The following is a 19703-nucleotide window of genomic DNA, read 5'->3' as shown; positions in this document are numbered from 1 at the left end:
TAGCACGTCAGCGCAGCGAACGATGCAACTGCAAACAGAAAGATGACTGCTCCGAAAAGCCGGCCTCTTTTGGAGCCTCGAAGGCCCCGCACGAACCGCCGCACGTCTTTTTTCATTGCCACTTGCCGAACGCCAGATCTTTTGTAGTAGTGCGCGATGCGATGCCTGGAATGCGAATGCCGCAACGAATCGCACCTGACTCGCCCGACTGCCGTAGACCACTCAAGGAAAATGGCCTTTCTCCGAACACTTTTATCGGCTGCTTATCCGTTTAGTTAAGTCAGGCGTCGTCCGTTTCGCGAGGCTGCGAAGCGTGGACGAGTAAATCGTGCCGGTCATGCACGCGATCATCGGTAAAACAGGGTTTTCATCAATGCGCGGCTTCGTTCCTTCCGACGATACTCAGGCACAACCTCTCGTCGGAGCACACCATGTCGCAAACGTTTCTCTCCCATCAGGAAATTTTCGAAAAAAGCATCGACCACCTTCTCACGCAAGGCTCGGCTTCGCTGCTGCCGCGCGGAGGCGGTGCTTACCGCGGACGATGCGGTGGCTGCCCCGTCGGCGCGCTGGTGCGCCCTGGCGACTATCGCACTGCCATGGAAGGCGTGCCCGTTCGCTTTATTCTCGCGGACCCGACGCGGGTCCCGGCTTATATGGATGTCGGCGTCGCCGCGCTCAGGAAGGCGCTCTTGCGGGCACGGATCAACGTGTTCTCACAAGAAACGGTGGAACTGTTGAGCTGCCTGCAAAACGTACACGACGTTTTCGGCATCTGGGAGTGGCAGGACCGCCTGCGTTCCATCGCGCGCCAATTCGGCCTGTCGGCCGAGCGCTTGCAGCGCGCCGCCTAGTGAATCAAGGCAACGCATCATGAAAGACCTGACGGAAATCTTCGCAAAAGTGCGGTCGCATCTGCTTGCGCAGCAGGCCATCTCGGTGGATGGCGACGGAACCTGCCGTCTGCGCGGGCAAGACGGCCGCCGATGCGCGATCGGCATCCTGATCGATGACGCGCACTACGGCCATCCGCTGGAAGGCCTCGGAATCAGCTATTACAAGACGGGCCAGGACGGTCCGCTACTGCGCGCGCTGGCAATGTCCGGTGTCGACGTGTATCAGGCGGAAACGTTAGCGCTACTTCACGACCTCGAAGATTTGCATGATGCGGGCGACGTCGCAGACTGGCCGCTTCAACTTTCTGCTGTGGCCAAGCGTCACGCCATAGCGCTGACCGAGGACGCGATGGTTTGACGGCGCAAGGCGCGGCGAGCAGGCCGCGCCTTGATGCCTTTGCCTCGGCATCTTCCTAATCGGCGATAGCAGTGACATCAACCCCCAGTTCTGGGAATTCGGCGATCAACAAGAACCCTATAATCGCACGATACTACGCACCGCTCTCGATCTGACTGCGCGGCAAGCGTCCCGCTTTATCGCCCGGGCCAGGCAAAGAACATCAAAATCGCGTAGAACGCATGCAAATCAAAAACTCCAAACGGTGGGCGCCGCGCGGAGCAAAGAGGTGGCTCATCGCCGGAGCAGCACTTTTTGCCGCCGGCGTCATTAGAACGATGCTGCACCCGTTGCTCGGTCCCGTCATGCCCGGCGCGGCTTTCCTGATCGCTGCGGCGCTCGTTCAGTACTATTGCGGCCTCGCGCCCGCCTCGTTCGTGATGTTGGCCGGACTCGTGATCGCCGATTATCTGTTCGTCCCGCCGTACGGGCGCATCGACGTCATCGACGCTTCCGACTTCCGGCTGCTCATCTCCTATCCGCTCATCACGATCGTCGTCATCACGCTGATCGAGCGCTTGCGACGCGCGCAGTATCGCGCGGAGTTGCTCGCGGCGGTCGCGCAGTCGCGCTATGAAATGCTGCTGCGTCACGACAACGAGCGGCTCATCGCGCGTCGCGCCACGGACGAAATGCATCGGATGCTGCATCACATCGCGCAATACAATCGCTCGCTCATCGTCATCAAGGCGCTCGACCTGGCGAACGGCGTGTCGCCCGGCAGTGTCGTGGCGGCGGCGACTGCCACGCGCAACGGCGTCTTCGACGACACATCGTTCGGCTCAGGCATCGCGTACGGGACGAAGCACGCCGAGGCGCACGAAGAGGATCTTGCCCGCGTAAGCGTTCGCCTGACGCCGGGGCATCACCGCATTCGCTTCCGGTCTGGCGGACGCGACGACTGGCAACCCGTCGAGTGCGTGTGCGAGCGCTTCGTCACGCCGTCGGGCGACTTCCTGATTCTGCGAGCAGAAGACTGACTATGAACGCACCCGAGTTTTCGTCGGCACACGGCCACGACCACGCCGTTTTGCTTCTGCACGGCCTTTCCAGTTCGCCGCTCGAACTGCGTTTCCTCGCGCGCTTTCTCGCCGACGAAGGTTTCGCAACGCATACGCCGGAATTGCGCGGATACAGCGCGGGCACCGGACACGAAGCGATGGAAGGATGGATCGACGCGGCCGTCAAGGAATTCGACGCGCTTGCCGCGCGCTATCGCCACGTCTCCGTATGCGGGCTTTCGATGGGCGCGACGCTCGCAGCCGCCGTCGCGCAACGACGCCCGGACGCGCGCGCGTTGTTGCTGCTGTCGGTCACGCTCGACTACGACGGCTGGGCGATTCCGTGGTACCGCTTCCTGCTCGACTATCTCTACTACACGCCGTTGCGCTCGCGCTACCGTTATCGCGAAGAGGAGCCGTACGGCCTGCGCAACGAGGCGTTGCGCTCGAAAATCGCGCGCGCGATGCAGAAGAACGAAATCAGCGAAGTCGGTCCTGCGTCCATCGCCATGCCGGCGCTGCACGAAGCGAGCCGCCTCGCTCACGCGGTGCGCAAGGAGCTGAAGGGCATCAAGACGGACTGCCTCATCATTCACGCCATCGACGACGAGACGTCGAGCCCGCATAACGCGCGCTTCGTCGGCAAGAACGTCGGGGCGTCGTTCCTCCGCACGATCTGGCTCGACGATTCCTATCACATGATCACATCGGATAACGAACGCGAAGTCGTCGCGCGGGAATGCGCGCTTTTCTTGCGCGAAAGCGCGGCCGCGTCGGAATCGAACAATGCGCCGACGCCGGTCGTGTCGCGCGCCCTCGCGCGCCGTCTGCGGCAATTGGCGACCGTTGCGAGGAAGGCATGATTCGCACGTGCGCGGTCGCGGCGGCCCTCGCCCTCCTGCTAACGGCTACTGCGCAAGCGGCGGACGCTGATGAGCCGCCGCCCGCCAGTGACTGGAAGGTGTCGATCGGGCCCGGCCTCTATGTCTTTCCGAAGTATCCCGGCTCGTCAAAATTGCAGGTGCTGCCGTTCCCGGTTCAGGACATATCGTGGAAGGAACGGATCTTCTCGCAAGGCCCGGACGTGCTCGGCGTGAATGCGTTGAAGGGCGAGAACTATCACGTCGGTGCGTCGCTGAGCTTCGATTTTCAATCGCGATCCGCCTCTGACGACTCCCGTCTGAAAGGCTTGCCTGATGTTCACTACGGCCCCAAGCTGCGGCTTTTTGCAGACTACACGTGGTGGGCGTTCACGGGCGCGGCGGCCGTCTATCAGGACATCGCCGGAACGGGGCAAGGTCTCACCGCGATGACGGACCTCTATATGTCGGCTCCGTTGGGCAAGCTCTTGCTCTCCGTCGGACCGGGTCTGACGTGGGCGAATGCAGCTTATACGAGGACGTTTTTCGGCGTCAGCGCGCAGGAAAGCGCCGCGTCGGGCTTGCCTCAGTACGCGACGCGTTCCGGCTTGCGCGATATCCACCTCGGCCTGAACGCGACGTACACGATAAACGCGCACTGGTCCGCCGATGTGACGGCGCAAGTCGGACGACTCGAAAAATATGCCGGCGGCAGTCCGATCACCGAGCGCCGTCTCGATCTCAACGGCATGGCGTCTGTCTCATATCGCTTCTGATGCCGCGATGCGAGCGATAGTCGCGCGAGACTAGGCGTTGGCCTGCGCTTCCAGATGCCGCAGCAGCTTGCCCACCATCCATACGACGGTCATCCCGACGAGCACGAAGAACGCGGCGAGCGGCGTCAGCACCTGCACCGAGACGAAGCCCGCGAGTCCCATCATCGCCGACGAAACAAGCAGCAGCGCGCAGCCCAGAATCGCACTCGTCAACCCCGCGATGTGCGGGAACAGCGAATTGCCTTTCGCCATGAGCGTCGGATACATCGCGCCGGCGCAAAAGCCCATGACGAGCACGGGCAGAGCGAGCGTCCATACGCGAAGGCCGACGGTCAACGCGAGCAGCAGCATGACGGCCGACGCAGCCGCCATCGTCCATGAGCCGATGCGCAGCCGCGCTTCCGCGCTCGGCAGGCGCGGCCCATGCACGCGGTTCGACAGGCCGCCGAAGAAGTACATCATGCCGATGCCGAGCGCGAGATAACCGAAGTACGTCGGCGGCTTGTGCAGCGTGTTCTGGACCATGAACGGTCCGACGATATTGAACACGAGCAGAATGCTGTAGCACAGGCCCTGCGCGAGAAAGCAGCTCTGAAACACCGGACTTGCGAGCACCTTGCCCGCGTTCGCCATCAGCGTGCGCGGCTCGAGCCGCACCGGCCGCCGCAAGGTCTCGCGATAACGCCACACCAGCGCCCACATCACGATCGAATAGATCAGCAGGAAGACGAGGCACGCCTTCCAGCCGAACGCGGTTTGCAGATGCGCACCGATCACGGGCGCGACAATCGGCGCGAGCCCCCACGCGATCGACATATACGTGAACGCGTGCATCAACGCGTGGCCCGAGAACGAATCGGTGATGATGGCCTTTGCGAGTAGATTCGTCGCCGCAATGCCGAAGCCTTGCAGGCAGCGCGCGATAAGAAACGTTTCGAGGTTCGTCGCGGCGAGCGACAGCAGGCAGCCGAGCGTGAAGACGACAAGCCCGAACGCGAGCACGCGCTTGCGGCCGTATGCGTCCGCCACGGGTCCGAGCGTCAGTTGGCCGAGCGCGTAGGCCGCCATGTAGCCCGAGACGCTCGACTGGATCGCTTGCGGCGAGGTCGCGAAATAGCGCGCCATCGCGGGTAGCGCGGGCACGTAGATGTCGATGGCAAGCTGCCCTGCCGATGCGAACAGACACACGAGGAACAGCAGAAAGCGCGGCGAGTTCGCCGGGCGCGCGGCGACGAATGTGCCGTCCGGATGAGCAGGGTTCATGAAAGCGATGAAAGCGACCAAAGCGACGAAGGAGCGGATGCCGTGACGAGGCATCCACCGGTTCAGATGGAATGATGCTTGGAAGCGGCGTCAGCGCGTATTCTGCCTGTCATCGCGCGATGCCGCCGAACGCGCCTCATCCGCTATGCGCCGCTGCGATTCGCGGCGACGCGTTGCGCGTCGGCATCGCGAGTCGATCCTTTCGCCGGACGCCCCGCCCAGTGGCCCGCGAGCATGGAGCCCGACAGGTTGTGCCACACGGAAAAGAGCGCGCCGGGCAGCGCGGCAATCGGCGTGAAGTAGAGCTTGCCGAGCGTCGCGGCGAGACCCGAGTTCTGCATGCCCACTTCGATCGCCAGCGTGCGGCAAACGGCTTCGTCGAAACCGAGCAGACGCCCGCCCCAGTAGCCGCCGAGCAGTCCGATGCCGTTGTGCAGCACCACGCCCAGCGCCACGACGACGCCCACCGACGCAATGCTCTTCTGCGTTCCGCCGACGACCGCCGCGATGATGAGCAGGATCGACACCATCGACACGAGCGGCAGCACCGGCTCTATCTTGCGCACCAGCTTGCCGAAGAAATGATTCACGATCAGCCCGACGATGATCGGCAGGGCGACGATCTGCAGGATGCTCATGAGCATGCCGTGCACATCGACGGCGATGGACGCATCGACATATAGGCGCGTGAGCAGCGGCGTCGCGAACACGCCGACGAGCGTGGAGAGCGCGCTGATCGTCACCGAAAGCGCGACATCGCCGCGCGCCAAATAGATCATCACGTTCGACGCCGTGCCGCTCGCGACGCTGCCGACGAGCACCATGCCCGCGGTGAGATCGGGCGGCATGCGCAGCGCCTTCGCGATGACCCAGGCGGCGAGCGGCATCACGAGATAGTGCAGGACGATGCCGGCGACGACCGGCGCGGGACGCGTGAAGACGCGCCGGAAATCGTCGATGGAAAGCGTCACGCCCATCGACAGCATGATGATGGTGAGCAGCGTCGTCACGTGCGGCGCGATGCCGGTGACCGATGACGGCGAGAAGTACGCGGCAACCGAAGCAAGTACGGCCCAAAGCGGAAAGAGACGGGTAATGCGGGCAAGCATGTGGTGCGGTCCTCGAATGTCGTGGCGTGTGTGTTCTGAGCGAACGTCGAGCGCAGCAGCCGGCGGGTGATGCCCGGAAGGCGTCACGGCGATACGTTTTGCTGCGTCGGATGGCAAAGCGCGCGGCATGGATCGCGGGCCGCGTGTGGGACGAAATGCTTGCCTTCGTGGGGCGAATGCCCGCTTACGATGCCGCGCCGCGCGGGTCACGCGCGACGCGGCCAGTTGGCGGGCAAGGCTCGTATTTTACCGGCGCCCGCCCGGAGTTCGCGCACCCCCCTGACAGGCAATGCGGATTCAGCGCGTCGACTCGATGGCGGCGGGGCTCAGATCGGTCGGAAAGCAGTGGGGATGTTCGAATCCCATTGGCGAGGCGCCCGTCGAATAGATGATGTTGTCGGTGTTGTTCGGCCCCTGACCGCGCGGCACGTTGCCGAGTCCCGCGAGCTTGCGCATGCGGTATGCGATCGCATGATCCGCGCAGGCGCTGTCGCCGCTCACGCCCAGACCGCCGATCACCTTTCCGCCCGCATAGAGCGCCACGCCGCCGCCGAACGTGATCACGCCGCCGAGCGTGCGCCCGATGCCGCTGCCGTGTTCCAGAAAACGCGCATCGAACGGATTCGAGTTGTTCAGACCGTAGAGCGAGCCGCCCGGCTGCGTGGCCGCGTAAAGATTCGCCGTGGAGAGCGCGAGCGCATCGTTGGAGAAGCCGTTCGCCGTGTACGCCTTCGCAATCGCGATGGCGCGACTGCCGGGCCACGCGTCGCCCGTCTTGATGACGGAGCACAAGTGCCCTTCGCGATCCACGACCGCGGCCCACATCCGGTTCGGCTTGAAGATGCCGCCGTTGCCGTCGCCCGCATTGACGACTTTGGCCAGTTGATTCTCGACCAGCGAGACGGTTCCTTGAGGAAGCATGCAACGTCCCTGCGGATAGTCGTCGTAGCCGTACGCGTGAGCGAGCGGCGACACGAGTGCAACGGACATTGCGGCGGCCAACGAGTAAGACGCGATCATGCGCATGGCGATTCTCCCGACGTATTCACGATTTACCTACACGAGTGAAGCACTAAACCGATCGCTGCCTAACAAGATAGGATGCCTTAGTGAATAGAACGAACGTTGTTTCTTCGTCGTAAACCCTGAACGAAGAAGGGCGCGCTGCCTACGCAAGACTCGTAGAAAGCGCGCTGTAATCGGAAGAAAGTCAGCCGGACACCGACGCTTCCACCACGGCGAGATAGGCCGCCAGCGCCCGCTTGACCTCGCGCAGATAACGCTTCGCGAGTTGCACGTCGCCCATCGCGGGACGCAGCTTGATGGCGAGCGCGCCGCTCGCGAGCGCGCGCAACATGTCGACGTAAAGTGCGCGCTCGGCGGGCTTCACGCTCGCCATGCGCACGTCGATCACCTTCCTAAGCGTGCCGGACTCGCGCTTGGTCTTGTCGTCGTGCGGCATGACGGACATCAGGATGAGGCAGTCCGGGTGCTGCTCCAGATACGTGATGTAAGGCGTCATGATGCGGTCGATCACCGCCTCGGACGACAACGTGCGCCACGTCTCGGTGTCGATTTTATCGAGCGCGTCGTCGATCTCGCCCATCGCCGCTTTGTGTCGATCCCAAAGCGCGCTCAACAGACTCTCGCGGTTCGGAAAGAAGTGATACATCGAGCCGATCGGCGTCTGCGCGCTGCGTGCCACGCCATGCATGGTCACGCCCGCGAGACCTTTTTCCACGATCAGATCGGCCGTCGCGTCGAGCACCGACTCGATGCGCGCGCGCCCGCGCGCCTGCAATGGCGAACGCGCGCTGCTGGCGCGTTCAGGCGCAAGCGGGTCGTGATCGTGTGACTTCGTCATCGGGTCTCCTTGTCGAACGAAACTAGACGCATCCGTCTACAATCATGCATACTAGACGATGCCGTCTAGTTTGGCGAGCGTGCCGCGCGAATGTCGCGGCCGCGCCATCGGATGCAGGTTCATTACGGCCGCCTTGCAGCGCGGTCATATCGAGGTTGGAGAAATCATGGCAGTTACAGCGCCTGCACAGGGCGGCGAATCGAACGAGTCGACCCAACGCAAATCGTCGCGGCGACGCGTGCTGTTGCTCATCGTCGGCATCATCGCCATTGTCGCGGGCCTGATCTGGGGACTGCGCTGGTGGACGGTCGGCCGCTTCATCGAGAGCACGGACGACGCGTATCTTCAGGCGGACAGCGTGACCATCGCGCCGAAGGTAGCCGGTTACGTGACCGACGTGCTCGTCGCCGACAATCAGGCGGTGGCGGCAGGCGCACCGCTCGCGCGGCTCGATACGCGCCAGTATCAGGCGTCGCTCGATCAGGCCAAGGCCACGCTCGATGCGCGCGCCGCCGACATCCAGCGCGCCGAGGCCGAACTCAAGCAGCAGCACGCCAATGCCGATCAGGCCAAAGCGCAAGCCGAGGTATCGCGCGTGAGCCTCGCGCATGCTGAAGACGACGTGCGCCGTTATCGGCCGCTCGTCGCCACCGGCGCGGAAACCGAGGAGCGGCTCGCGAGTCTGGTGAGCACGCGCGATCAGGCTCGCGCCACGCTCGCCGCGAATCTGGCTGCGGCGCGCTCGGCGGCCACGCAGATCGGCGCGACCGAAGCGCAGATCGTGCAGGCCCGCGCGCAGATGGAAGCCGCTGAGGCGCAGATGAACCAGTCGAAGCTCGATCTCAACGACACCACGTTGTATAGCCCGCTCGCCGGGCGCGTCGGCGACCGCACCGTGCGCGTCGGCCAGTACGTGCAGCCGGGCACGCGTCTGATGACGGTCGTGCCGGTGCAGAGCGTGTATCTCGAAGCGAACTTCAAGGAAACACAAGTGGGCCGCATGCGCATCGGTCAGCCGGCGACGCTGCACGTCGATGCGCTGAAGGGCACCGAGCTGCACGGCGTCGTCGAGAGTTTCTCGCCCGGCACCGGCGCGCAGTTCGCGCTGTTGCCGCCGGAGAACGCGACGGGCAACTTCACGAAGATCGTGCAGCGCGTGCCGGTACGCATTCGCATCGACACCGGGCCGCAAACGCGTCAGGTCCTGCTGCCGGGGCTGTCCGTGACCGTCGACGTGGACACGAAGTCGGCCACCGATGACAGCAAGCGCATCGCAGCCGAGAATCGCCATGACTGAGGCAAGCGCGAACGCGCCGGCACGCGCCACCGCGACGGACTGGATCGCCGTGACCGCCGGCGCGCTCGGCGCGCTGATGGCCACGCTCGACATCTCCATCACGAACTCGGCGTTGCCGCAGATCCAGGGCGAAATCGGCGCGACCGGCACCGAAGGCACGTGGATCTCCACCGGCTATCTGATGTCGGAAATCGTGATGATTCCGCTCGCCGCGTGGCTCACGCGCGTCTTCGGCCTGCGCAATTTCCTGCTCGGCAACGCGGTGCTCTTCACGATGTTCTCCGCCATGTGCGGCCTTTCGCATTCGCTGCCGATGATGGTGGCGGGCCGCATCGGTCAGGGCTTCACCGGCGGCGCGATGATTCCCACGGCGCAGACCATCATCCGCACGCGGCTGCCGCGCGAGCAGATGCCGGTGGGCATGACCATCTTCGGCCTGATCGTGCTGCTCGGGCCGCTCATGGGGCCGGTGGTGGGCGGCTGGCTCGCGGAAAACATCTCGTGGTCGTGGTGCTTCTTTCTCAACTTGCCGGTGGGCGTCGCGCTGGTGGCGCTGCTGCTTTCCGGCTTGCCCTCCGAGAAGTCGCAATGGGACGCGTTCTTCAGGGCCGACTGGATCGGCATTGCGGGTCTCGCTATCGGACTCAGTTCGCTCACGGTCGTGCTCGAAGAAGGCCAGCGCAATCAGTGGTTCGAATCGAGCGAAATCGTGCTGCTCTCGTGCGTCGCCGCGTTCGGCATGGTGTTGATCGCCGTGTCGCAGGTCATTGCGAAGCGCCCGATCGTGCGGCTCTCGCTCTTGCGCAATCCGCGCTACGCGAGCGTCATTCTGATCGTCTTTGCCGTCGGCGCCGGACTCTACTGCGTGTCGTTTCTGCTGCCGCAGTTTTTGAGCATCGTGGCAGGCTACAACGCGCTGCAATCGGGCTCCATCATGCTGATTTCCGGCGTGCCCGCGTTTCTCATCATGCCCGTGTTGCCGCGCCTGCTCGGCAAGGTGGACTCGCGCGTGCTCGTGATCGCGGGCCTTCTCTGCTTCGCGGGAAGCTGCCTGCTGGACATTTCGCTGACCGCGCAAAGCGTCGGCCACGACTTCTTCTGGTCGCAGATTCTGCGCGGCATCGGCCAGATGCTCGCGATGATGCCGCTCAATCAGGCGTCGATGGCCGCGGTGTCGCGCGAAGAATCCGGCGATGCGGCCGGGCTCTACAACATGGCGCGCAATCTCGGCGGCTCGGTCGGGCTCGCGATTCTCGGCACGGTGATCGACCGGCGCAATGACTTTCATAATGCGGCCATCCGCGAATCCGTGACGGCGAATTCGGTCATCGGGCAGGAGCGCATGGCCGGAAGCGCCGCGAGTTTCTTCGCGCAGACCGGCGACATGGCGCACGCGAAATTGCAGGCGCTCGGGCAACTCTCGATGCAGATTGGCCAGCAAGCCGTCGTCATGACGTACTCCGAAACGTTTTATGTGCTCGCCATCGCGCTGCTCGCCTGCCTGCCGCTCGCGATGTTGCTGAAAACGCCGTCATTCAAACCCGGCGAAGCGCCGTCCGCCGGACACTGAAGCAATGAATTCCCACACGATGTCCCGTTCTCATTCTGGTTTCACGCGCCTGCTGCCGCTCGCGGCGCTCGCGCTCGCGGCATGCACCGTCGGACCCGACTATCACGGCGCGCCCGAGGTCGCCACGCAATCGGTGCAAAGCGGCGCGTTCGTGCGCGCGCCGTCGCAGGGCGTGCTCGCCACGCGCGCGCCGGCCGCATGGTGGCGCTCGCTGAACGATCCGCAACTCGACGCGCTGGTCGACACCGCGCTCGCCGGCAATCTCGACGTGAAGATGGCGCAGGCGCGTTTGCGGCAGGCGCGCTCGCAATTGCGCGGGGAACGCGCAAACGCATTGCCGAAGGCTTCGGCGTCCGCGGCGGTGTTGCGCATGCGCTCGCCTGACACCGCCATCCTCGGCGGATCGGAAGGCTCGGGCGGCCGTGGCCCGCTGGACTTCTACACCGTCGGCTTCGATGCATCGTGGGAGATCGACCTCTTCGGCGGCACGCGCCGCGCGATCGAAGCGGCATCGGGCGAAGCAGAAGCCGTGCAGGCCGATCTCGCCGATACGCAAGTGTCGCTGGCCGCCGAAGTCGCGTCCGCCTATATCGACTTGCGCGACGAGCAAGAGCGGCTCGCGCTCGCGCAGCGCACGGCCGACTATCAGCAGCAGATGCTCACGTTGACCGAGCAGCGCCGCGCACGCGGCACGGCGGCCGAAGTGGATGTCGAGCGCCTGAACACGCAGGTCAACACGACGCGCGCGACGCTCGTGCCGCTGCAAGTGCAGATTACCGACTCGCTGGATCAACTCGCGGTGCTGACGGGCCGCGTGCCCGGCGCGCTCGATGTCGAACTCGCGCAGCCCGCGCCGCTGCCGGCGCTGCCCGCGTCGGTTCCGATCGGCGATCCCGCGACGATGCTGCAGCAGCGCCCGGATATTCGCGCGGCGGAGCGGCGTCTCGCATCGAGCAACGCGCAGATCGGCGAGCATATCGCGGATTATTTTCCGAAGGTCTCGCTGCTCGGGGATATCGGATTCTCGGCGGCGGATCCGGGGCATCTGATTCGCAAGGAGAACTTCTCGTGGCTGGGCGTGCCGTATCTGCAATGGAACGTGCTCGATTTCGGCCGCACGGCGGCGAGCGTCGATGCAGCGAAGGCATCGCGTGACGAAGCCGAGGCGCGTTACGGCAAGACCGTGCTCGCCGCGCTGAAGGACGCGAATTCGGCGCTTTCACGCTATGGCAACCAGCGCGAGCATGTCGTGCGGCTTCAGGAAGTGCAGGCGTCGTCGGAGCGGTCGGCTACGCTCGTGCGTCAACGGTACACAGCTGGCGTTTCCACGCTCATCGACTTGCTCGACGCTCAGCGCACCGAATTCGCCGCGCAACAGGACGTGGTCGCGGCGCGCGCCGAGTTGCTGAGAGATTTCGTGTCGCTGCAAAAGAGTCTCGGCCTCGGCTGGCAGCAAGCGTCGGACTCGACTTCCTGACGAAAACATTCGATTGCTCTGCGGAATGCATCTTGCGACAGGGTTCAGTCTTGAACCCTGTACTTCCGGCATCACGCGGAGAATCGAATGCATCGAGCGAAACACCCTGCCACACGCTTCACCACTCTTACACGCGCATTGCTGATCGCGGCGAGCGCCGCGGCGTTCTCAACCGCCACGCAAGCACAAAGCGAAATACAAGCCGCGTCCGCAGCCGTGGCGGCGAGCGCGCCCGCCTCGTCGCCGCTGCCGCCGTCCGAACTCTACGGCGACTTGTATCGCGAGGTGCAACTCGCGCGCGTCTATCCCGATAGCAAGACCTTCGCCGACATGACGCCGAACGTGTCGCCGCAGCAGGTCATGATCGACTATGCAAACCGGACGCAGCCGTTCGATCTCGCGCGCTTCGTCGGCTCGCACTTCACGCTGCCGCAGCGCGAAACCAAGGGCTATGCGTCCGACCCGAACGAGAGCGTGACGCAGCATATCGACACGCTCTGGACCGTTCTGCGCCGCAATCCGGATGCGAACGCGAGCCCGTGGTCATCGCTGTTGCCGCTGCCGTACGCGTATGTCGTGCCGGGCGACCGCTTCGACGAGATCTATTACTGGGATTCGCACTTCATCATGCTCGGGCTGCGGCAAAGCGGGCAGCGCGAGTTGATGAAGAACGAACTGGATAACTTCGCGACGCTCATCGACCGATACGGGCATATTCCGAACGGCAACCGCAGCTACTATCTGAGCCGCTCGCAGCCGCCCTTCTTCGCGCAGATGGTTCAGCTCGCGGCGGAAACCGACGGCGACAGCGCGTATCTGCGCTATCTGCCCGAACTCGCGCGCGAATACGCGTACTGGATGGACGGCGAGAACAAGGTCGCGCCCGGCGAGGCGTATCGGCATGTCGTGCGCCTGTCCGACGGCACGCTCCTGAACCGCTATTGGGACGACCGTGCCACGCCGCGCGACGAGTCGTATCGTGAAGACGTGGAGACGGCGAAACAGATGCCGCAACGTAATGCCGAAGACTTGTGGCGCAATCTGCGCGCGGGCGGCGAAACCGGCTGGGACTTCAGTTCGCGCTGGTTCTCGGACGGCAAGTCGCTTGCGACGATCGAAGTCACGTCGCTCGCGCCGGTCGATCTCAACGCGCTGCTCTACGATCTCGAACGCACGCTGGCGCGGGCGTATCGCGTGAAAGGCGATGCCGCGCAAGCCGAAGACTTCGAACAACGCGCGCACGCGCGGGCGCAGGCGATCCGCAGCCATCTCTGGGACCCGCAACTGCACGCGTTCGGCGATTACGATTTCGTCGCGCATGCGCTCACGCATCGCCTGAGCGCCGCGACGGTGTATCCGCTGTACGCAGGCATCGCGACGAAAGCGCAGGCGAGCGCGGTGGCAGCGACGATTCGCGGGAAACTGCTGCGCGCGGGCGGGCTCGCGACCACGACGGTGCGCTCCGGCCAGCAATGGGACGAGCCCAACGGCTGGGCGCCGCTGCAATATCTCGCGATCATGGGCCTGCGACGTTATGGCGAGTCCGCGCTCGCGCGGCAAATCGCGGAGCGCTGGATTCAGACGAACGTCGCGTATTACCAGCACACCGGCAAGCTCGTCGAGAAATACGATGTGGACGCGAAAGCGGGATCGACCGCGGCGGGCGGCGGCGAGTATCCGTTGCAGGACGGCTTCGGCTGGACCAACGGCGTGCTGCGCACGTTGATGGTCATGTATCCGTCGGCGGCGGGCGCGACCACGCGTCCGGTCGATGTCCCTTCCGGCGCGGCCGGCGTCGCGGACGCGGCGGCTTCGGCGGCGAAGGCGTCGAAGAATACGCATCGGCTGGCGCCGACGCCGAGCGGGGAATAAGCGACTTAGGATCGTCGGAAATCGCGGCCGTGCGCGGCGCTATACTCACGCGCTTTTGCGCCACGCACGGCCCGAAGGACAACCGATGAACGCACTTCCCCCTTGCCCGCACTGCCATTCCGAATTCACGTATGAAGACGGCGGCGCGTACGTCTGCCCGGAGTGCGCGCACGAATGGAGCGCAAACGCGGACACCGCTGCCGAAGCATCCACCAAGGTCTATCGCGATTCGGCGGGCAACGTGCTCAACGACGGCGACACCGTCACCGTCATCAAGGACCTGAAGCTGAAGGGCTCGGGCGGCGTCATCAAGATGGGCACGAAGGTGAAGAACATCCGCCTCGTGGATAGCGACCACGATATCGACTGCAAGATCGACGGCTTCGGCGCGATGAGCCTCAAATCGGAGTTCGTGCGCAAGGCTTGAGCGTTCGAGCCGCGCGGCCGGCAAGCGCATTGTAAAGATGCGTTACGATGCGTGTTTTCCACGCCGCGCCCCGCCGTTTCGTCTTGATTGCGTCCGAATTCAAAGTCATCGCCCGCGCGATGCTCGCCCGTCTCGCGGCCCGGCTGCGTCCGCACGTCCGGCCGCGCACGCTTCTCCTGCTGCCGGCACTCTTCGTCCTGTATGTGCTCGCGCTGATTCCGTTCACGCCCGGCATCAGCGATATCCGCAAGGCCAAGGTCGATCAGCCCGCGCAGATCCTTTCCGCCGATGGCAAGCTGCTCGCCGAATTCAAGCCGACGCATCGTGAATGGGTCAGCGTGAAGCAGGTCTCGCCGTACGTCATCGACGCGCTCATTTCCACCGAAGACCGGCGGTTCTACTCGCATCACGGCATCGACTGGCGGCGCACGGCGTCGGCGGCGCTGCACACTTTCTCGGGCGATCGCCAGGGCGGATCGACGCTCACGCAGCAACTCGCGCGCAATCTGTATCCCGATGAGATCGGCCGCTCGCAGACGCTCACGCGCAAGCTCAAGGAGGCGATCACTGCGTTCAAGATCGAAGCCGTCTATTCGAAAGACGAGATTCTCGAAACGTATCTGAACACGGTGCCGTTCCTTTACAACGCCTACGGTATCGAAATGGCCGCGCGCACGTACTTCGGCAAGTCCGCGGGTCAGCTCGATGTGCTCGAAAGCGCGACGCTCATCGGCATGCTGAAGGGCAACAGCTACTACAACCCGGTGATCAATCCCGAACGTGCGCTCGACCGCCGCAACATCGTGCTCGGCCAGATGGTGCGCTTCGGGCATCTTCCGCCCGCGAAACTCGACGCGCTCGCGAAGCGGCCGCTACGCATCGACTTCGAGCGGCAGACCGAAGAGCCGGGACGCGCGCCGCATTTCGCGCAGCAGTTGCGCAAGTGGCTGATCGCGTGGGCCGACGACAACGACTTCAATATCTATTCGGACGGGCTCGTCGTGCGCACGACGATCGACTCGCGCCTTCAGTCGATGGCCACGCAGGCGCTCACGTGGCAGGGCAATCAGTTGCAGTCGATCGCCAACGCCGCTTGGAACGGACACGGCGGCTGCGCGAACGCGGACGCCGATCTGGCGCGCGCGTTCGTGCGCGAGACGAGCGAATACCGCGCCGCCCGCGATGCCGGCGCGACCGACGCGGACGCCCTGAAGCATCTGATGGCGGATCGCGTGTTCATGCGCAACGTCTGCGAGAACAAGACGCGCGTGCAGGCCGCGTTTCTCGCGCTCGATCCGCGCAACGGACAGATCAAGGCGTGGGTCGGCAGCCGCGACTTCACGCAGGACCCGTTCGACCACGTTCAACAGGCACGCCGTCAGCCGGGCTCGACGTTCAAGCCCTTCGTCTACGGCGCGGCGTTCGAGCGCGGCGCGCTGCCGACGGATACGTTCATCGATCAGGACGTGACCATTCCGGTGAAGGGCAACGAGACCTGGCATCCCACGGACGAAGCGCCGCCGAGCGGCCGTCCGGTGAGCCTGCGCGACGGCATCGCGTTCTCGAAGAACCGCATCACCGCGCAACTGATGCAGTCGGTTGGCCCGGCGCGCGTCGCACGTCTCGCGCGGGACATGGGCGTGCGCGAGAGTCATCTCGACGTGGTGCCGTCGCTTGCGCTCGGCACGAGTCCGGTGACGCTGAAAGAGATGGTCTCGGCGTACGGCACCATCGCCGACAACGGCAATTATGTGGAGCCGCTACTCGTCACGCGCATCGAGAACCGCAAGGGCGACGTGCTCGCGCAGTTCGAAAGCACGCCGGAGCGGGCGCTATCGATCGACGCGACGCACAAGCTCGTCGACGTGATGCGCGATGTCGTGAATCGCGGCACGGGCACGGCCATTCGCACGCGCTTCGGCATTCGCGGCGATGTGGCGGGCAAGACGGGCACGACGCAGGACAACGCGGACGGCTGGTTCATCCTGATGCATCCGCAACTGGTGGCGGGCGCGTGGGTCGGCTTCAACGACAGCCGCGTGACGCTGCGCAGCGACTACTGGGGACAAGGCGCGCATAGCGCGTTGCCGATGGTCGGCGACTTCGTGCAGCGCGCGTTGCGCTCGCGCCTGATCGACTCGCGAGCGCGCTTCGACACGCAGGCACCGCCGAGCGCGTGGCAGACTTTCGTCACGCGGCTGCGCGGATGGATCGACGAGACGTTCGCGAATAAACCCGCGCAGACGGCGGTGCACAAGCCGGTGCGTGTGAAGCGTGCGCCTGCGCAACCGGCGGCAGAAGTGACGGAAGAGACGCCTCAGCCGCCGCAGCCGCCTCAGCCGCCGATCCTGCCCGCCGTACCGCCGCTGCTTCCTGCTTCGACCGCATCGCCTGCCGTGGCCGCGAGCGAAGCGCCTGCGCCAGCATCCGCCACGGAGCCTTAGAGCCCGGCTTCGGAAAAGAACCCGGCGACGATATCGTCTTTGAGACGCGCGAGTCGCGCATCGGTGCGAGCGCGGGGACGCGGCACGTCGACATCGACGATGTCGGCGATGCGTCCCGGCCGCGCCTGCATCACCACGACGCGATCCGCAAGCAGCACCGCTTCCTCGACGTCGTGCGTGACGAGCACCATCGTGATCCGCTCGGCGGCCCAGATGCGTTGCAGTTCGTCCTGCATGCGGGCGCGCGTGAGGGCATCGAGCGCGCCGAACGGTTCATCGAGCAGCAACAGGCGCGGCCGATTGACGAGACCGCGGGCAATCGCCACGCGCTGCGCCATGCCGCCCGACAGCTGATGCGGATAGTGCCGCTCATACCCGCGCAGCCCGACGAGCGCGATATGCTCGGCCACTGCCTTCGCCTTGTCGCCCTTCGACAAGCGCGCGTTGCGCAGCGCCACCGCCACGTTCTGTTCCACATCGAGCCACGGAAACAGGCGGTGATCCTGAAACACGATACCGCGTGACAGATCCGTCGACACCACGCGCGCGCCGTCGAAGTCGATCTCGCCTTCGAAAGCGTCATCGAGGCCCGCGACGAGCCGCAGGAGCGTCGACTTACCGCATCCGCTCGCGCCTACGATGCTCACGAACTCGCCGCTCCGCACGTTCAGATCGATGCGCTCGAGCACGGGCGCGCTGTCGTCGCCCGCGAAACGCTTGCTCACGTGCCGCAAGGCGAGGCTGCCGTCCTGCGCTGCTATCGCTTCCATTCGTTGTTCTCCTCAAACATAGCGCGATGCATCGAACCATCGCCGCTGTATCGCGCGGGCGAGCGCATTGAGCGCCCAGCCCGTTACTCCGACGACGACGACGCCGAACAGAACGAGGTCCATTCGAAACTGCTCGCTGCCGTCCACGAGCGTATTGCCGATGCCGCTGCCCGCGACCAGCAGATACTCCGCGCCGAGCGTGGCGAGCCACGAGTAGATGAGCGCGAGGTAGATACCGGTGAAGACGGACGGCAACGCGGCGGGCAAGACCACATGCGCGAGCATTTGCAGCTTGCTGTAGCCGAACGTGCGCGCGACCTCGGTCCATTGCGGCGGCACGGCGCGAATGCCGTCGCTCGTATGCACGACGACCGGCACCAGCGCGGCGAGCGAGAGGAAGACGACCTTCGCGACATCGCCGAGTCCGAACCACACGGAGATGAGCGGAATCCACGCGAACAGCGACACCTGCTTGAACGTGTCGAAGCTCGGCGCAATGGCGCGATGCGCGAGCCGCGAGATGCCGAGCAGCGCGCCCAAGGCGAGGCCGAGCGTGGTGCCGATCAAAAAGCCGGTCAATTCCCGCGCGAGCGATGGCGACAATGCACGCGCGAGCGCGCCGCTTTTCGCCTGTTCCAGCGCGACATGAAACACTTGCGCGGGCGAGACCATCACGCCGTGGCCGGGCTGCGCATGACGCGACACGAGCCACCACAGCGCGAGCGCCGCGAGCGGCAGCACGACGCCGCGCCAGCGCTGCGGACCGGCGATACGCTGCTTATCGGGCGTTCCGGCTTCGAGTTCGAGTGTGGACATGTCGGCTCCTTAACCCGCGTGCGCGCGATTCAGCCTGCGTTCCACCGCGCCGAGCGAGCGGTCCGCGATGAACCCGATCGCGCCCACGATCAGCACTGACGCCAGAACGAGATCGAGCTGAAAGAGCTGGCGGCCGTACACGATCAGATACCCGAGCCCTTCCGACGACGCGACGAGTTCCACGACGACGAGCGTCAGCCACGCCTTCGTAAACGCGAGGCGCACGCCGGTGCCGATCATCGGAATGGCGGCGGGCAGCGTGACGTGAAGAATGGTCTGCCAGCGCGAATAGCGATACACGGACGCGACTTCGCGCAGCGCGGGCGGCGTATTGCGAAAGCCCTGGAGCGTGCTCAGCGTGACCGGCACGAGCGCAGCATGGCCGATCAGCAGATACTTCAACGGCTCGCCGATGCCGACGACGATCATCAGGAACGGCAGCCATCCGAGCACGGGCACCTGCACGATCGCATTGAAGCTCGGCAGGACATACGCTTCGAGCGAACGCGACAGACCGAGCGCCGCACCCAGCGCGACGCCGAGCGCAACTCCGCCGATGAAGCCGACCGCCACGCGTGAGAGGCTCGCGGCCAGATGCGTCCATAGCTCGCCGCTTTTGGCGAGCGCGCCGAGCGTTTCGAAGACGAGCGCGGGCGCCGGCAAGACCTGCGCGGAAATCCATCCGAAACGCGCGCCGAGCACCCACAACACCGCGCACACAACGGGCAGAAGCCAGGGAAGCGCGGTCCATCCGGCCGCGCGCAGCGTCTGCGCGCCGAGCACGCGAGAGCGGGCGCGCTCGGCCGTGGGCAACGCGCGGGACAGTGTGTTCGCCATGAGCCTGTTCTCCGTGAAGGTTGAGCG

The 19703-nt window shown here is 64.8% G+C and carries 18 protein-coding genes; 11 read left to right on the top strand and 7 right to left on the bottom strand.

Annotated elements, in window-relative coordinates; all coding sequences use genetic code 11:
• The first annotated feature begins 431 nt into the window (after nt 1–431).
• The 5 genes from HWX53_RS25045 (at nt 432) to HWX53_RS25025 (ending at nt 3930) form a co-directional block, all read left to right on the top strand.
• The gene (locus HWX53_RS25045; protein WP_175945919.1) at nt 432–854 is read left to right on the top strand and encodes a hypothetical protein; all 423 of its coding nucleotides are present in this window, start codon (nt 432–434) and stop codon (nt 852–854) included.
• Between the two features lie 19 nt (nt 855–873).
• Nucleotides 874–1254, top strand: coding sequence for a hypothetical protein (locus tag HWX53_RS25040; RefSeq protein ID WP_175945917.1), 381 nt, complete (start codon nt 874–876; stop codon nt 1252–1254).
• A gap of 221 nt (nt 1255–1475) precedes the next feature.
• Entirely contained in the window at nt 1476–2273 is a 798-nt protein-coding gene (locus HWX53_RS25035) for a DUF4118 domain-containing protein (RefSeq protein ID WP_175945915.1), read from the top strand.
• A 2-nt stretch (nt 2274–2275) separates the two neighbouring features.
• Nucleotides 2276–3157: an alpha/beta fold hydrolase gene (locus tag HWX53_RS25030; protein ID WP_175945913.1), complete on the top strand. Its 882-nt coding sequence runs from the start codon at nt 2276–2278 to the stop codon at nt 3155–3157.
• Nucleotides 3154–3930: a MipA/OmpV family protein gene (locus HWX53_RS25025; protein ID WP_175945911.1), complete on the top strand. Its 777-nt coding sequence runs from the start codon at nt 3154–3156 to the stop codon at nt 3928–3930. Before HWX53_RS25030 ends, HWX53_RS25025 begins: the two co-directional genes overlap by 4 nt.
• Before the next feature lie 30 nt (nt 3931–3960).
• On the opposite strand, the gene HWX53_RS25020 is transcribed toward HWX53_RS25025, so the two are convergent.
• From HWX53_RS25020 to HWX53_RS25005, 4 genes are all read right to left on the bottom strand, one after another.
• Nucleotides 3961–5193 (bottom strand): multidrug effflux MFS transporter, encoded by a 1233-nt coding sequence (locus HWX53_RS25020; protein ID WP_175945909.1) that lies wholly within the window; start codon nt 5191–5193, stop codon nt 3961–3963.
• Between the two features lie 143 nt (nt 5194–5336).
• The gene (locus tag HWX53_RS25015; RefSeq protein ID WP_175945907.1) at nt 5337–6302 is read right to left on the bottom strand and encodes a bile acid:sodium symporter family protein; all 966 of its coding nucleotides are present in this window, start codon (nt 6300–6302) and stop codon (nt 5337–5339) included.
• Between the two features lie 297 nt (nt 6303–6599).
• Complete coding sequence (locus HWX53_RS25010; RefSeq protein WP_241270105.1) at nt 6600–7292, bottom strand: heme-binding protein; 693 nt, start codon at nt 7290–7292, stop codon at nt 6600–6602.
• Between the two features lie 220 nt (nt 7293–7512).
• Nucleotides 7513–8166 (bottom strand): TetR/AcrR family transcriptional regulator, encoded by a 654-nt coding sequence (locus tag HWX53_RS25005; RefSeq protein ID WP_175945903.1) that lies wholly within the window; start codon nt 8164–8166, stop codon nt 7513–7515.
• A gap of 166 nt (nt 8167–8332) precedes the next feature.
• Here HWX53_RS25005 and HWX53_RS25000 point away from each other — a divergent pair, with 166 nt between their 5' ends.
• From HWX53_RS25000 to HWX53_RS24975, 6 genes are all read left to right on the top strand, one after another.
• Nucleotides 8333–9463 carry an HlyD family secretion protein gene (locus HWX53_RS25000; RefSeq protein ID WP_175945901.1) on the top strand — a complete coding sequence of 377 codons (1131 nt, stop codon included), beginning with the start codon at nt 8333–8335 and terminating at the stop codon, nt 9461–9463.
• On the top strand, nt 9456–11033 hold the full coding sequence (locus HWX53_RS24995) for an MDR family MFS transporter (protein WP_175945899.1): 1578 nt from the start codon (nt 9456–9458) through the stop codon (nt 11031–11033). The genes HWX53_RS25000 and HWX53_RS24995 overlap by 8 nt, the downstream gene beginning before the upstream one ends.
• A 19-nt stretch (nt 11034–11052) precedes the next feature.
• Nucleotides 11053–12510 (top strand): efflux transporter outer membrane subunit, encoded by a 1458-nt coding sequence (locus tag HWX53_RS24990; protein WP_244140261.1) that lies wholly within the window; start codon nt 11053–11055, stop codon nt 12508–12510.
• 87 nt (nt 12511–12597) lie between these two features.
• On the top strand, nt 12598–14382 hold the full coding sequence (treF, locus tag HWX53_RS24985; protein WP_175945895.1) for an alpha,alpha-trehalase TreF: 1785 nt from the start codon (nt 12598–12600) through the stop codon (nt 14380–14382).
• A gap of 85 nt (nt 14383–14467) precedes the next feature.
• On the top strand, nt 14468–14809 hold the full coding sequence (locus HWX53_RS24980; RefSeq protein ID WP_175945893.1) for a zinc ribbon domain-containing protein YjdM: 342 nt from the start codon (nt 14468–14470) through the stop codon (nt 14807–14809).
• Nucleotides 14810–14928: 119 nt separating this feature from the next.
• Nucleotides 14929–17253, top strand: coding sequence for a transglycosylase domain-containing protein (locus HWX53_RS24975; RefSeq protein ID WP_244140278.1), 2325 nt, complete (start codon nt 14929–14931; stop codon nt 17251–17253).
• Here the strand turns inward: HWX53_RS24975 and HWX53_RS24970 are convergent.
• The 3 genes from HWX53_RS24970 to HWX53_RS24960 are packed head-to-tail and all read right to left on the bottom strand — an operon-like array spanning nt 17250 to nt 19676.
• A complete protein-coding gene (locus HWX53_RS24970) occupies nt 17250–18023 on the bottom strand; it encodes an ABC transporter ATP-binding protein (RefSeq protein WP_175945889.1) in 774 nt (257 codons plus the stop codon). The two genes, HWX53_RS24975 and HWX53_RS24970, sit on opposite strands and share 4 nt — an antisense overlap.
• A gap of 12 nt (nt 18024–18035) precedes the next feature.
• Nucleotides 18036–18839, bottom strand: a complete 804-nt coding sequence (locus HWX53_RS24965; RefSeq protein WP_175945887.1) for an ABC transporter permease — start codon at nt 18837–18839, stop codon at nt 18036–18038.
• A gap of 9 nt (nt 18840–18848) precedes the next feature.
• The gene (locus tag HWX53_RS24960) at nt 18849–19676 is read right to left on the bottom strand and encodes an ABC transporter permease (protein ID WP_175945885.1); all 828 of its coding nucleotides are present in this window, start codon (nt 19674–19676) and stop codon (nt 18849–18851) included.
• Between the last annotated feature and the right edge of the window lie 27 nt (nt 19677–19703).

The sequence above is a fragment of the Caballeronia sp. BCC1704 genome (assembly GCF_902833455.1).
Taxonomy (GTDB): domain Bacteria; phylum Pseudomonadota; class Gammaproteobacteria; order Burkholderiales; family Burkholderiaceae; genus Caballeronia.
The sequence above is the reverse complement of the archived record's forward strand: the minus strand, read 5'-3'. Positions and strand labels throughout refer to the sequence as shown.

What these genes read in the sequence shown, in the direction of transcription:
- HWX53_RS25045 (WP_175945919.1), top strand. Translation starts at nt 432, where the DNA reads ATGTCGCAAACGTTTCTCTCCCATCAGGAAATTTTCGAAAAAAGCATC.
- HWX53_RS25040 (WP_175945917.1), top strand. Translation starts at nt 874, where the DNA reads ATGAAAGACCTGACGGAAATCTTCGCAAAAGTGCGGTCGCATCTGCTT.
- HWX53_RS25035 (WP_175945915.1), top strand. Translation starts at nt 1,476, where the DNA reads ATGCAAATCAAAAACTCCAAACGGTGGGCGCCGCGCGGAGCAAAGAGG.
- HWX53_RS25030 (WP_175945913.1), top strand. Translation starts at nt 2,276, where the DNA reads ATGAACGCACCCGAGTTTTCGTCGGCACACGGCCACGACCACGCCGTT.
- HWX53_RS25025 (WP_175945911.1), top strand. Translation starts at nt 3,154, where the DNA reads ATGATTCGCACGTGCGCGGTCGCGGCGGCCCTCGCCCTCCTGCTAACG.
- HWX53_RS25020 (WP_175945909.1), bottom strand. Translation starts at nt 5,193, where the DNA reads ATGAACCCTGCTCATCCGGACGGCACATTCGTCGCCGCGCGCCCGGCG.
- HWX53_RS25015 (WP_175945907.1), bottom strand. Translation starts at nt 6,302, where the DNA reads ATGCTTGCCCGCATTACCCGTCTCTTTCCGCTTTGGGCCGTACTTGCT.
- HWX53_RS25010 (WP_241270105.1), bottom strand. Translation starts at nt 7,292, where the DNA reads ATGTCCGTTGCACTCGTGTCGCCGCTCGCTCACGCGTACGGCTACGAC.
- HWX53_RS25005 (WP_175945903.1), bottom strand. Translation starts at nt 8,166, where the DNA reads ATGACGAAGTCACACGATCACGACCCGCTTGCGCCTGAACGCGCCAGC.
- HWX53_RS25000 (WP_175945901.1), top strand. Translation starts at nt 8,333, where the DNA reads ATGGCAGTTACAGCGCCTGCACAGGGCGGCGAATCGAACGAGTCGACC.
- HWX53_RS24995 (WP_175945899.1), top strand. Translation starts at nt 9,456, where the DNA reads ATGACTGAGGCAAGCGCGAACGCGCCGGCACGCGCCACCGCGACGGAC.
- HWX53_RS24990 (WP_244140261.1), top strand. Translation starts at nt 11,053, where the DNA reads ATGTCCCGTTCTCATTCTGGTTTCACGCGCCTGCTGCCGCTCGCGGCG.
- treF (WP_175945895.1), top strand. Translation starts at nt 12,598, where the DNA reads ATGCATCGAGCGAAACACCCTGCCACACGCTTCACCACTCTTACACGC.
- HWX53_RS24980 (WP_175945893.1), top strand. Translation starts at nt 14,468, where the DNA reads ATGAACGCACTTCCCCCTTGCCCGCACTGCCATTCCGAATTCACGTAT.
- HWX53_RS24975 (WP_244140278.1), top strand. Translation starts at nt 14,929, where the DNA reads ATGCTCGCCCGTCTCGCGGCCCGGCTGCGTCCGCACGTCCGGCCGCGC.
- HWX53_RS24970 (WP_175945889.1), bottom strand. Translation starts at nt 18,023, where the DNA reads ATGGAAGCGATAGCAGCGCAGGACGGCAGCCTCGCCTTGCGGCACGTG.
- HWX53_RS24965 (WP_175945887.1), bottom strand. Translation starts at nt 18,839, where the DNA reads ATGTCCACACTCGAACTCGAAGCCGGAACGCCCGATAAGCAGCGTATC.
- HWX53_RS24960 (WP_175945885.1), bottom strand. Translation starts at nt 19,676, where the DNA reads ATGGCGAACACACTGTCCCGCGCGTTGCCCACGGCCGAGCGCGCCCGC.